The 13,279-nt window shown below is 39.7% G+C and carries 10 protein-coding genes; 5 read left to right on the top strand and 5 right to left on the bottom strand.

Translation table 11 applies throughout. The features are described 5' to 3' along the window. Positions 1-175: 175 nt before the first annotated feature. The 4 genes from QL986_RS03350 to QL986_RS03335 all read left to right on the top strand — a co-directional run bounded on the left by QL986_RS03350 (position 176) and on the right by QL986_RS03335 (position 5,998). Complete coding sequence (locus tag QL986_RS03350) at positions 176-895, top strand: Sir2 family NAD-dependent protein deacetylase (protein WP_024602760.1); 720 nt, start codon at positions 176-178, stop codon at positions 893-895. A 155-nt stretch (positions 896-1,050) separates the two neighbouring features. Next, on the top strand, positions 1,051-1,866 hold the full coding sequence (locus QL986_RS03345) for a TlpA disulfide reductase family protein (protein WP_290191177.1): 816 nt from the start codon (positions 1,051-1,053) through the stop codon (positions 1,864-1,866). 256 nt (positions 1,867-2,122) lie between these two features. Further along, entirely contained in the window at positions 2,123-5,050 is a 2,928-nt protein-coding gene (locus tag QL986_RS03340; RefSeq protein WP_290191176.1) for a TonB-dependent receptor, read from the top strand. Between the two features lie 120 nt (positions 5,051-5,170). Beyond that, positions 5,171-5,998 carry a response regulator gene (locus QL986_RS03335; RefSeq protein WP_290191175.1) on the top strand — a complete coding sequence of 276 codons (828 nt, stop codon included), beginning with the start codon at positions 5,171-5,173 and terminating at the stop codon, positions 5,996-5,998. Here QL986_RS03335 and QL986_RS03330 read toward each other — a convergent pair. The 5 genes from QL986_RS03330 to QL986_RS03310 form a co-directional block, all read right to left on the bottom strand. Next, positions 5,995-8,082: a bifunctional diguanylate cyclase/phosphodiesterase gene (locus QL986_RS03330; RefSeq protein ID WP_290191174.1), complete on the bottom strand. Its 2,088-nt coding sequence runs from the start codon at positions 8,080-8,082 to the stop codon at positions 5,995-5,997. The genes QL986_RS03335 and QL986_RS03330 overlap by 4 nt on opposite strands. A gap of 182 nt (positions 8,083-8,264) precedes the next feature. Beyond that, positions 8,265-8,945: an SDR family oxidoreductase gene (locus tag QL986_RS03325; RefSeq protein ID WP_058155772.1), complete on the bottom strand. Its 681-nt coding sequence runs from the start codon at positions 8,943-8,945 to the stop codon at positions 8,265-8,267. Positions 8,946-9,203: 258 nt separating this feature from the next. Then, a complete protein-coding gene (gene astB / locus QL986_RS03320) occupies positions 9,204-10,550 on the bottom strand; it encodes an N-succinylarginine dihydrolase (RefSeq protein WP_036955249.1) in 1,347 nt (448 codons plus the stop codon). A 429-nt stretch (positions 10,551-10,979) separates the two neighbouring features. After that, positions 10,980-12,074 (bottom strand): L-dopachrome tautomerase-related protein, encoded by a 1,095-nt coding sequence (locus tag QL986_RS03315; protein WP_013462945.1) that lies wholly within the window; start codon positions 12,072-12,074, stop codon positions 10,980-10,982. Positions 12,075-12,121: 47 nt separating this feature from the next. Continuing rightward, the gene (locus tag QL986_RS03310) at positions 12,122-12,556 is read right to left on the bottom strand and encodes a MarR family transcriptional regulator (protein WP_024602753.1); all 435 of its coding nucleotides are present in this window, start codon (positions 12,554-12,556) and stop codon (positions 12,122-12,124) included. Between the two features lie 129 nt (positions 12,557-12,685). Between QL986_RS03310 and QL986_RS03305 the strand changes: the two genes are divergently transcribed. Beyond that, complete coding sequence (locus tag QL986_RS03305; RefSeq protein ID WP_024602752.1) at positions 12,686-13,114, top strand: organic hydroperoxide resistance protein; 429 nt, start codon at positions 12,686-12,688, stop codon at positions 13,112-13,114. The last annotated feature ends 165 nt before the right edge of the window (positions 13,115-13,279 follow it).

Raw genomic sequence — 13,279 nt, 5'->3', positions numbered from 1 at the left:
AAAGGATTTAAAGTGCTCTTGAGCGAAATTAAAAATATAAAGAGCTTTCTTGGTGCCCAACTTTATTTTCAGCTAAATGGCCGAAGCTTAAATAATTTAATAGCTAAAGAGTAAAGGTCACAAATATACAATCTTATAAAGTATTATAGGGTTATTGAATATAAGAGATGACTTTATGAATACATTATACATTACTGGAGCAGGTGTAAGTGCTGCTAGCGGTATTCCCACCTTTCGCGGTGAAGATGGCTTTTGGACTATTGGTAGTAAAAACTATACGCCAATGGAAATGGCGACACGTGCAATGTATGAAAATAATCCAAGTGAGTTTTTAGCTTGGTATTATCATCGCTTTGCAACTTATCGTCATCATGGTCCTAACGAAGTGCATCATTGGCTTAGTGATAAAAACTTAATAACTCAAAATATTGATGGGCTAGATGGTAAGGCGGAAAATAAAAATTACATTGCGATTCATGGTCGGCTTGATCAAATGACTGTATTTCATCATCAAGGTGATAACGTTACACCACAAGCTACGCTATGGAGTAATGTTGATGAGAGCAACTTACATCGCTCTCTACTTGCGTTATTCAATATTGAAAACCATCAGCCAAAGCTTAATCATTCTTTAAAGCCCTTTGTGTTGTTATTTGATGAATATTACACCGAGCTATACCGCATTACTGAAGCGCAGCAGCGAATGATTGATGCCGATAAAATGGTGTTTATGGGTACTTCGTTCAGCGTTAATATTACCCAAATGGCATTAGAGATTGCACGTAATTACGCTATTCCTATTGAAATTGTTGATCCTGAACCTACTCATGTATTGCACTCAAATGTAAGTTATAAAAAAATGACTGCGTTGGAGTACATACAGCAACAAGGTTAACTAGGTAAATAGGTTTTGTATTGCTGCTGGTATACATAACCTATTATGCGTTATTAATAATCAGTACAGTTTAGGCTATGTTATTGTTAGCCTTTAATTCACACTATGTACCGGTTATTTTAAGTACTAAAATACATTATAAGTAGACGACAGCAATGTTAAGTATTTCTCTTGGGCCTTTAGTTATTTCCATTTCTCAGTTGATCATTTTTTTAGGGTTAGGCATTTTTTGGGGGCTTACCTATTTATTAACACGCCAACATCCATTACAAAAAGCGATTTTAGACACTGTTTTTAAAGCAATTGTGGTGGGCTTTTTAGTCTCGCGTTTAGCGTTTGTGTTTACTATGTGGGATGCCTATCAAGGTAACTGGTGGCAGCTTTTTAATATTAGCGATGGCGGCTTTATTGGTTATTATGGCTGGCTCAGCGGTATAGTGGTTTTAGCATTTTATGCACGTGGTAAAAAAGCGGTAATGAAACACTACGTTATTGCTGGGTTTGTTGGATTTTGTTCAATGATCATTCCTAACTTTGCGCTGTCTATTTACCAAACGGGTGTACAGTTACCGCAGTCTGTTGTGCATAATATTCAAGGGCAGCAAGTTAACTTACAAAACTTCAAAGGTAAGCCGGTGGTGATTAACTTTTGGGCGTCGTGGTGTCCGCCGTGTCGAAAAGAAATGCCGGTACTGCAAGCGGCTCAAAAAAATAACCCGAATATCACGGTGGCATTTGTCAATCAAGGCGAAGACTTACACACGGTAAAAGCGTTCCTTGATGAACAGCAACTCGACCTAAATCATGTGTTTTTTGATCAAAGTAGTAATGTGAGTCGCGAATCAGGTGCTGCGGGCTTACCAACCACTTTGTTTTATAATAGCCAAGGTGAGTTAGTTACCAGTCATATGGGAGAACTTTCTCATGCGAGTTTAGGCTATTATATTCAGGCTATTAGTGATAAAAAATAACGGTGTATTGCTGTTTAATCGCGTCATTCCTTTTTTATGCTCTTTTAATAAGCAGCTAAATAGCAATTTTGCTGCTTAACTTCCTACCTTTATTCGAATTGACTATTTTTTGATGGTTTATTCAGTTACTTATCAGTTTACATTAACAAACTATTAAGTTTGGTTGTGTAAAATACAGCTACTTTTTTCGTATCAGCTTTAGCCGGTACGCTCATCTTTAAGTATTAACTGTATTTTAAATGGAACTGTTAAAACTATGACCGCTCATCGGATAACCCACGCTGCACATCACTCTCTTCCACTTTTTATTAAATCAACGCTATGCGTGTCTATTCTATCTGTTGTCAATCATGCATATGCTGATGAAGCAGAAGATAAAACATTAAAAAGCAAAGATATGGAAGTCATTGAGGTGCGTGGTATTCGTTCCAGTATGGCGGCTAATTTAGATATAAAGCGTTTATCGAGCTCTGTGGTTGATGCCATAACAGCAGAAGATATTGGTAAGTTCCCTGATAAAAATGTCGCTGATTCATTACAACGCGTACCTGGCGTGGTGATTGACCGTGACGGAGGCGAAGGCTCATCGGTAAGTATTAGGGGGTTATCATCTGAGCTAACCTTTTCTCAGCTAAATGGTAATTTTATTGCGTCATCACCAGGTGAGCCGTCTCGCTCATTTGATTATACATTACTGCCCTCAGCCATGATTGAAAGCGTGGAAGTGTATAAATCGCCAGAAGCGCGTTTAGATGAGGGGGGCGTAGGCGGCACGGTATTAATGCATAGTCGTAAACCGCTGAGTATGGAGGCAAACTCTGGGGTAATTAACATTGAAAGCACCTATGCCGATGTGACTGAAGAATCTGAGCCGCAGTTAACCGCGCTTTATTCTTGGAAGAACGAGGCTGATACCTTTGGCATGTTGTTTGGTTATACCTCACAAAAACGCACTAACCGAACTCTCTCAGGAGGCACAGATGCAAATGTGTGGCGCTTTGCCGGTGATAACCCGGTAGATGCCAATGGTGAGCCGGTTGATAATAATAATCAGTGGGACTCAATAAGCGATGCTCAGGGTAATAGTTATGACAATGTTTGGTTTCCTCAAGTGGTTCGTGGCTCAATTGTAAACGAATTACGTGAGCGAGAAGGGGTGCAATTTAGCACGCAGTGGCGTCCAACCAGCCGTGTTGAAATTGGCTTTAACTATTTTGGATTTTCACTTGATAAAAATAGAACAGAGTCGGTGATTGATATACCTGAGTGGTCTTTAAATCCTGACTTTTTAACCGATGTAAGTTTGGATGAGTCGGGCACTATTATCAATGGGATGCAATTTGATGCAGCTGCGAGTGGCGCAGAGAATGATATGCAATTGCCGTGGATGCGAGGCCGTTATGTGCGTGAAGAGTCGACCTCAGACACCTTTGATTTTAATTTAACCTATGAAGGCGATTATTTTAAAGCCCGTTTTGTGGCGGGCAATACGCGCTCTGAAGGCGGGCCAAAGGAGAGTTGGGAAGCGGCGTATAAAAGTTCAAACGCCGGTGAAAATGAAAGCCGTATAGAAAATGCATCGCAAACAGCGGGTTGGCAAATTAATGAAAACGATATTAGTTTAAATATAGACCCTAATACGCTATCTAACTTACTAAATGGTGTGGGCGGTGGGCGCGATCCAGGCTCGTCAAATTCAAGCTTTGTGCGCAGTGAACTCGAAGAAGATTACTACCAAGCTGACTTTGATATTTATACCGATTGGGGAATTTTAAGAACAATTAAAACCGGCGTAAAGTACCGAGAAGCTACGTTGCATCGCGAAACCGGTAATACCTTCTTTTTAGATCCTAATTTTGATATTGCTGCAGGAGAAGCGAGCGAGGGGGGGATCACACGTTTTGACAGTTATCAGTGGAACAACGGTATGCCACTAGCACAAGACGTGTTTATTAACGAAGGTAACATTGCTGGTGGTTTTAATATAAACCAAATGCCCGGTATTGATTGGCAAAAATATCGTGACATTGTGACCAGTCATTATGTGCCGTATACACGCAAAGAAGATAACTTTATTTATGATATTGAAGAGCAAATAGCGGCGTTTTATCTGCAAGGTGACTTTGAGTTTAATAGCGTGCGCGGTAATTTAGGGGTACGTGTTGTTCGCACGAAAACCATGACATCATCAACCGACCTATATACTTATTTATTAGATCATACTGATGATGACAGCGGCGAGCCGGTAACGGGAGATGATCGATTTGTTGAAGACTATCAACTTATTACTCAAGAGAGTACCGATACTCAAATTCTTCCTAGCTTTAATATTGCGTGGGATATAAGTGATGATGTAGTGGTGCGAGGCGCGGTTGCTAAAGTGATGTCTCGCCCTGATTATGCCGATTTAGGCGCACAACAACGCATCACGTTTGTCTCAGATGAGTGGGCAGACGATAGAGCTGAGTTTAATGAAATTCCGGGTTTTAGTGGCAGTGGCGGTAATAAAAACTTAAAGCCATTTGAGTCGGTGCAAGCTGATATATCTATTGAATATTATTACAGCGAAGGCTCTGCCATTGGTTTAGCACTGTTTCATAAAACTGTTGATAATTTTGTTGTACCCTTAGTCATTGACGTACAACAAGATTTTGCTGGTAAAGAGGGCATAGTTGAGGCAGGAAATATTACTGTATCGCCATATAGCACAGTAGGTAATGGCACTGATGCCGTATCTAAAGGGGCGGAAGTATTTATACAGCATGCCTTTGATAGTGGTTTTGGTTTTTATGCAAACTACACTTATAACAAAACAAATAAAGCCGATGTAGAAGTGGATGGTAAAGAGTTTGGTAAATCGCCACTAATAGGCAGTGCTAAGTATCAATACAATACCTCGATATATTATGAGAGAGATGCCTTTAATATTCGAGCTTCTTATAATAAACGCGGTGAAACTGTGTTGGGTTTAAATAGCGGCTTAAATGTATACCAAGACCCATACGAGCAAGTTGATGTAAATGCTTCGATTAATTTATTAGAGGATTTGAGTTTGACCGCTGCAGTTATTAATTTAACTAAATCTGAGTCGGTAAAGCGCCTAGGTAACGATACAGAGTCTCGGTTATTAAACTCAAGCTATTCGGGAAGACGTTATTATGCGGGCATAAACTACCGTTTTTAAGCTGAGTGTGTTGAGTCTAGGTAAACAAGCTGTTTTGTTGCTGTTTTAGCTTTTTCTTGTAAGTTATTACTTTATAATGAGCGTTATAAAAATTATAGAATTAATATTAACAGGATTGAAATGAGTGATTTAACGGCAATAGCCAACTTATCTATTTTATTAGTTGAGCCTTCTGAAGTTCAACAAAAGCTAATAAAAAAATCACTGGCTCAGTGCGGTGTTACACAAATTGAAACGGCCAGCACTCAAGAAAACGCGCTGGCTGCTTTATCAAATTATCACCCTGATTTAGTCATTAGCAGCATGTACTTAAGTGATGGCACAGCTGATTCTTTATTACAGGCAATACGCAGTAATAGCGATACCGAGCAACAGGCATTTATGTTGGTATCGAGCGAGCGTAATAAGCGCCATTTAGAGCAACTTAGGCAATCGGGGGTATTAGCGATTTTACCAAAACCGTTTAGTGCCGACGAAATAACCCGAGCGCTTAAAGCGACTTTGGATATTATTAGCGAGCAAGAAGTGGAACTAGAGCACTTTGATGTGACGCTTCTTAGAGTGCTTGTAGTTGACGATAGCCGTTTTGCACGAAAACACATAATACGAGTGCTAGCGGGGATGGGAATTCCAGCACCGGTAGAGGCCGAAGACGGTAAACAAGCAATTGAAATGTTAAACAGCCAATCATTTGATTTAATTGTTACTGACTACAATATGCCAGAAATGGATGGTAAAGAATTAACTGAAACGGTAAGGCAATCGAATGCGTACTCGCATATCCCAATCTTGATGGTGAGCTCAGAAGCTAACGATACCCATTTAGCTAATATTGCTCAAGCGGGTGTGGACGCAATATGTGACAAACCGTTTGAGCCCGCTACTGTGCGCGATTTACTCTTTAAAATCATGAGCTATAACATAACTATAAAAGCACTTTTTAACTAAAGTGCTTTTAAGTAACGCAATGAAAAATTGAGCAGCTTGGCGGCCGGCAAGGGCTTACTTAAATAAAATCCTTGAGCAATATCGCAGTTTAGCTCGTTGAGTAAATCTAGCTGCTCTTTGGTTTCTACCCCCTCAGCCACTACTTTTATTTCTAGGCTGTGTGACATAGCTATGGCCGCTTTCACTAAATTACAGTCTGCCTTGTTATCTGTTATGCCAGTAATAAAGCTGCGGTCAATTTTTAGCACATCAAAAGGGTATTCTCGTAAGTAACTTAATGATGAATACCCTGTGCCAAAGTCGTCCATTGACAGTTTTATGCCCAGCTCATCAATTTGCAATAAGGCATCATGAATTGACGCTTGGCTATTCATCAGCACCCCTTCGGTAATTTCCAGCTCTAAACATTCATTATTAATACTATTTTTATGTAGAGTGTGTTTAATTATATTGACCAGTTCAGGGTCTCTGAATTGGCGCGGTGATAAATTAATCGCCATGGTATAGTTTTGCTTGTTAATTGATTGCCATTCATTTAAAAAGCGTAAGGCTTGTTGAAGAACAAATACACCAATAGGCGTAATTAAGCCGGTTTGCTCTGCAATTGGGATAAACTCATCTGGTGTGATTTCCCCTAACACTATATTATGCCAACGAAGCAAGGCTTCAGCGCCAACGATGGTGTTTGTTTTTACATCTATTTGTGGTTGGTAATAAAGCTCAAATTCATTACGCTCCAGTGCACCATGCATTTGCTCTTCTATTTCAAAGCGGCGGCGCATGGCGACGTTCATTTGTGGGGTGAAAAAAGAGGACGTGTTTCGCCCCATGGTTTTTGCTTGATACATAGCGGTGTCGGCATTTCGTAACAACACCGAGGCGCAGGTGCCATCCTTAGGGGAAATAGCAATCCCAATACTTAATGTCAGTATTAAGTCTCTACCTACAAGTTTAAAGGGTTTCCTAAATGCTTGAAGTAACCGCTCAGCAATCACTAAAGCATCGTTTTCATCATTTAAATTGGATATTAAAACAATAAACTCATCGCCGCCCAATCGGCCTATTGTGTCACTTTTTTTAAGTGTTTGCTGTAATCTTGCTGCTGCCGCAATTAATAGTTCATCGCCCACTTCATGGCCTAAAGAGTCATTCACTTTTTTAAAGTCATCAAGATCTAAAAAGAACACCGCGGCTTTTTCGTGGCTCTTTTGTACTTCCAGTAATATTTGTGATAAGCGGTCTAGGGATAAAAAGCGATTAGGTAAATCGGTTAAACTATCAAAGTGGGCCTGATGGCGAATTAGTTCAGCGGAGCGGTGTGGTTCGCTAATATCACGAATAATCACCATAATTTGGTTTTTTTTGGGCAGTAAACGCAATCTCGCTTCGTAATAAATTACGCCTTCAGGCATGCTTAATTCGTATTCAAAACTGACCATACTGTCTTGTGTTATCGTTTTTTCTATATGAACCTGAAACTTTTGCGCTACTTTTTCAGGTAATATATCCACCATTTTTTTACCAATAAACTGGTTAGGTGAAATATATAAATCGTTTTCATTATTTGCATGGTAGTCAGTAATAGTGCCATTTTGCTCTAATACAAAAAATAAATCAGGAATTGCCTCAAATAAAGTTTTGAGCATGGTGGCATTAAATACGGCTTCTGCTTGTGCTTTGTGCACCTCAGACAGATCAATATCAATACAGTACATTTGTTTGGTATTGTACTGATTGGTAAACATAACATGGCTTGAAAATACGGCTACATCATTGCCATTTTTATGGCTGAGTATGAGTTCTGATGCGGGAATTTCAATATCATACTTAATCCAATTACTATGCGCTTTAATAACGGGCTCTCGCATTGGCGCGGGTATAATTAAATCTTCGAGTTTTTTGCCAATGGCTTCTTGGTGTGTATACCCATAAAGTAATTCGCTGCCTTTATTCCAATAAATAACACGTCGTTGCTCATCGTAACCTTGTACTGAAATAGAATCGACAGCATCAAAAAGTTGATGCAACGGGTCATTAGTAACATATTGATGAGCTGGCATATTATTAGTTTTATTGGGAGCCATTAAATGGGTTCCAGTTATTGAATTACTTTCTTTATATAATAGACATAAAGTTGTGATTTAGCATGGTAAGCGGCGTTTCAATGAGTGACTTTTTATTGATTGAATAGATAGTGATTTGAATAAAGCACAGGTAAGCACTTTTATAGTAAAGGCCAATAAACATTGGCCTTTATATTTTATTATTAGTTGGTGGGCATTAAATAGATTTCGCGTACGCTATTACGCTGATTAGCTTCAATGGCAAACAAAACGGCATCGGCCACGTCTTGAGGGTCGAGCTTATCTGGTTTTGCTTCATCAAAAAATGGTGTATTCACCATGCCTGGGGCTATGGTTGTACATCGGCCATGCCAAGGTTTCATTTCTTCTGCAAGGTTTTGACCAAAGCCATGAGCAAACCATTTAGTGGCACCATAAATAGAGCCATCAATGGGTCTTCGTCCTGCTGCAGAGCTGGTTAAAATAAAATGTCCTTGGTTTTCACGTAAATGAGGCAAAGTGAGTTTAGCAGTCCAAAGCAATGCTTTAATATTAAGGTCAACCATGGCTGACCACTCTTGAGGATCGCCATTCTCTGTACCAGGTGATGACACACCCATGCCGGCGTTAGCGAATGCTACGTCTAATCGGCCAAATTTTTCAACGCCTTTACTCACTACATTCTCAAGTTCATTAAATGCAGTGGCATCGGCTGAAACGCTAAATGCATTTTCATGGCCTAACTCGTCAACTAGTTTATTGAGTTTATCTTCGCTGCGCGCGGTTAAGATCACTTTGTGGCCATTATTAACTAATGTTTTAGCGGTTGCCTCGCCAATGCCGCTCGATGCGCCGGTAATTAAAATTACTTTCTGTGTTGCCATGGTTTGTCTCCTTTTTTGGAATTCTGCCAAGCTTGAGTGTATAGACTCAATTAAATGAGTTAGTTAGGGTTAATTAAGTGACAGTAATGTCGTTTAAGCATGCTATCAGGAGTAATTCATTACCCTAATAGATAGAATCATATTTTTTTGAATAGTTAAGCTATAAGTATAATTATATAAACTTAACCTTAATTGAATTTAGAGAGATTAGCGATAAGGGTTTGAACGTATGTTTCAAACCCTAGTAGCCGAAAGCAATTAAGCTTCTAGTTGAAATGGGTATACCGATCCTAGGCTAAGTAACTGGGTTAACTCATCAAGCGCTTGATAACTTTCGGTTAATAACGCTGGATCGGCAAAATCGTTAGCACCGAGTTTATCGCGGTAATGGCGCGTAGCCCAATCACATAATTGGGTGTACTTTTGCTCATCTAAAATAACCTCAGGATTTACCGCTGCTAATTCTTGGCTATTAAGCGCCACGCGTAAACGCAAACAAGCAGGTCCGCCGCCATTTTGCATGCTTTGGCGTAAATCAAAAAACTGCACTTGATTTATGGGGTTATCGTCAATAATCATTTCTTCAATATACGCTTTTACAGCAGGATTACGCTGGCATTCTTGTGGGGCAACGAGCAACATTTTATCGTCACTAAGGCTAACCAGTTGGCTATTAAATAAATAGCTACTAACGGCATCTTGAATACTCACTTTGCTGGTTGGCACTTCAATAATATAAAGCTGTTTGTTACCTACATAGGCTTCGCGGATATCGTCTAATGCTTGCGTTTGATTTAAAAACGCCTGCTGATGGCATAATAAAACATTAGCGTTACCCACCGCGATTACATCATTATGGAACACCCCTTGGTCAATCACATCAGGGTTTTGTTGTAATAGTATTTGGCTGGTATCTTTTATATTGTGCAATCGACAAATGGCTTCAGACGCTTCCAAGGTTTGCCTTGCAGGGAACTTAACGGGTTTAACAAGCTGACTGTTAAAGGCACTTGCACCAAATACAAATAATTCTAGCCCGGTTTCACCATGGCTGTCGCACAGGCGAGTATGGTTTGCTGCGCCTTCATCACCAAAAAAACCTTGCTCAGGCAAATGTGAATGGTGTGCAAAGTATTGTTCGTTATTAAACATCGCTTTGAGCAAACGTGTAGTGGTGTTTGGCTCTAAAGAGCGATGAAATTTATTATTTAGATTAGCCGCAGTGAAGTGTACTTTGCCGTCGTTAGTATCAGGTGAAGGCGATACGGTGGCTGCATTAGCGGTCCACATGGCTGAGGCAGAGTAACAAGCGCGCAATAAAATAGGATCGGCTTTAAAGGCTTTATTAATGACTTGTGCATCGTTGCCAGTAAACCCTAAACGCCGCAATACATTTAAATCTGGGCGAGCATGAGGCGCAAATACCCCTTGGGTTAAGCCTTTATCGCGCATGGCTTTCATTTTAGCCAAGCCCTGCAATACTGCTTCTTGCGGATTTGAAAAGCTCGCCGCGTTATTTAACGAGGCAACATTGCCATACGACAAACCTGCGTAGTTGTGAGTAGGGCCGACTAAGCCGTCAAAATTAACTTCTAAAGCATGCATACACGTTCCACTAACCAATTAAATAGTCTTTTACAATACAACGCTATGACTTAGCTTGCAAAGTCTGTTCAAAAATAGTTTTTAACGCGAGTAGATACGCTCTTTCTCACTGGTGGTATGCGTATTTGTTGGCTCATTAACTTGCCACACTGTGATATCTAAGCGCCATAAAAAATAAAGAGTGTTGTATAAATTAGACATAATTTTTTTCCTTGGTGTAACTAATGACAATTAAATATAAGGAAGAAGTATGCCAATTGTTTATTGAATATTTTATGAATATAAATCAGATATTTACTATTATTTCTTTAATACCTAGTTTGGTTGAGGCACCAAATTGGGGGAGTGATTATAAAATATGCACTTTTTTGGTGTGATGTTATAAAGCCCTGCATTACATGACAGGGCTAGGGTAATTGCGTTAGGTTATTAACGACCTACTTTACCTTTTACAAGGGGCGTAAACGACATCACTTTAAACTTATTAGGGTTTTGAGTTTTATCATTGCTTAACACCGGCGAGTTGTGCAAATCGTTTACTGTAAAATATATTTTATGATCTGCACCATAACTAAAGCCATCTGGCCAGCTTAGGCGATCATCTTTAAATAACACTTCATAGTCGCCATTTGGTTTTACGACGCCAATTGCACCATTGGTTATATCGGTCACATAGACGTTACCGCCCCCATCCACCGTAATGCCGTCGGAAATGGGTTTAGTGCCGTAGCGCATTACTTTAGCTTCTAGCGCTTTTGCTGAAAGCTGCTCGTTGTTAATTGCGCTGGTGGCAATACGATAAACCGAAGTCCCCGACATTGACCCAAAGTAAAGCCAGTCTTCGTTAGGATCAAGCGTAATTGGGTTAACACCTAAACGCGCAGGTTGTCCGCCTAGGCGCATTGTTCGGCCATTAATAACCATATCAATATTTTCGGCGGTGGTGTATTGGCTATCTTGTAATACTCTTCGCGCTTCACCGGTTTTTAGGTTTACTATAATAATCGCAGCCTGACTGCCTTGTGCTGTATCGGCAATGTAAATAACGCCGTGTTTATTATCGATAACTAAATCGTTTAAAAACGAGGTATCGGTAATTGTTGGTTTGGCTAGGTAAATAATTTTATGCAGTTGCTCTTGGTTGGTATCCCAACCAACTAATCTCCCCGCATGATCAGGCCCTGAGGTATCAAGCATCCACAGTATGCCGTCGCTTGATACATTAACACCGAGTACCCCGTAAAAGCCTTTACCCTTGTTGTATGCGTAAGCCCATTGCTCATTAGGGTAGGGTTTAGTGGTGCCATCACTTAATAGCTCCATGATTTTTTGATTTTGCCCATAAAAACCATGTATAGATAAAAACTTACGGCCAGATGGCGTAATGGCTATGTTGCCAGGCGGGTGTTGTGCATCAAATGTCGCAACAGTGGTTAATTCACTATTATTGGCAAGTGCTCCATTACTTACCAGTAATGTAATGCTGTAAGTAATAGCAATAAGTCGTTTTTTTAAATGAGTCATTAATTAACGCCTTGTTTGTTAAGTTATAGCTGGGTAAAGCTGGGTTTTTAGTCGGTCAGATCATTGACCACTAAGTCGAGTAACTGCATTAATTGTTGTGCTTGGGTTGTGTCGATACTGTCAAATTTGCAAAAAATCCTTTTTGGGATGTCGGCAGCTTCAAGTTTTAAAGAGTGACCCGTGTGAGTCAGTTGCACCAAACGCTTACGCTTATCGTGTTCGTCTTTTATAACGTTAAGTAATGACTTGTCGGTCATTTTTTTTAATATTTGAGTAAGCGCGCCACCATCAATTGCGGTTTTATCTATTAGCTCAGCGATAGTTACTTCATCTTGTTCCCACAGCGCCATCATAACAACATACTGAGGATAGGTAAGGTTAAGCTCAGCTAGAGGTTCTCGATAGGCACGGGCTATGCTGTTGGACGCCATATATAAACGATGGCATAACTGATTTTTTAATTTTAACTGTTCAAACGACATCGCTTTATCCTTCATTTCAATACAGAGTATTTTAGTTTGCATGCAAAGTATTTGCAATCGGAATTTAGTTGATCTATTATTTTGCATGCAAAGTAATTAACTTAGAAATTTTAATCTTAGGAGTTCACTATGAATGTATTACAAAATGTAGCTTATACAGCAAAAGCAACGGCAACAGGCGGACGTGAAGGCGTTGCTAAATCGGATGATGGTCGTTTAAATATTAACTTATCAACACCTAAAGGGTTAGGTGGTGACGATGGACAAGGCACTAATCCAGAGCAATTATTTGCAGCAGGTTATGCTGCCTGTTTTATTGGTGCACTTAAGTTTGTAGCGGGTAGCGAAAAAATTGCGTTACCAAGTGATACTTACATTAACTCTGAAGTGTCTATTGGTGCGATTGATGCCGGTTTTGGTATTGCTGTAAAATTGGCTGTATCACTAGGTGATATGGACAAAGCAGCGGCACAAGCCTTGGTAGAGAAAGCACATCAAGTATGTCCATATTCAAATGCAACTCGTGGCAATATTGAAGTAGAGCTGTCGGTTATTTAATTAACCTCTTTATATTGTTTATAAAAACACGCCATGAGTGATCATTGCGTGTTTTTTATTGGGCACACCTCTAAAAGCCAAACTTGAGTTGACGCGGAAAATAGATAACTTTACCTGAATATATGAAATTTCATATATTCACTATTCCATATGTCTTTCTTTTCA

This window comes from Pseudoalteromonas sp. APC 3250 (assembly GCF_030407915.1).
Taxonomy (GTDB): domain Bacteria; phylum Pseudomonadota; class Gammaproteobacteria; order Enterobacterales; family Alteromonadaceae; genus Pseudoalteromonas; species Pseudoalteromonas tetraodonis.
This window is presented reverse-complemented; position numbering and strand designations above follow the sequence as displayed.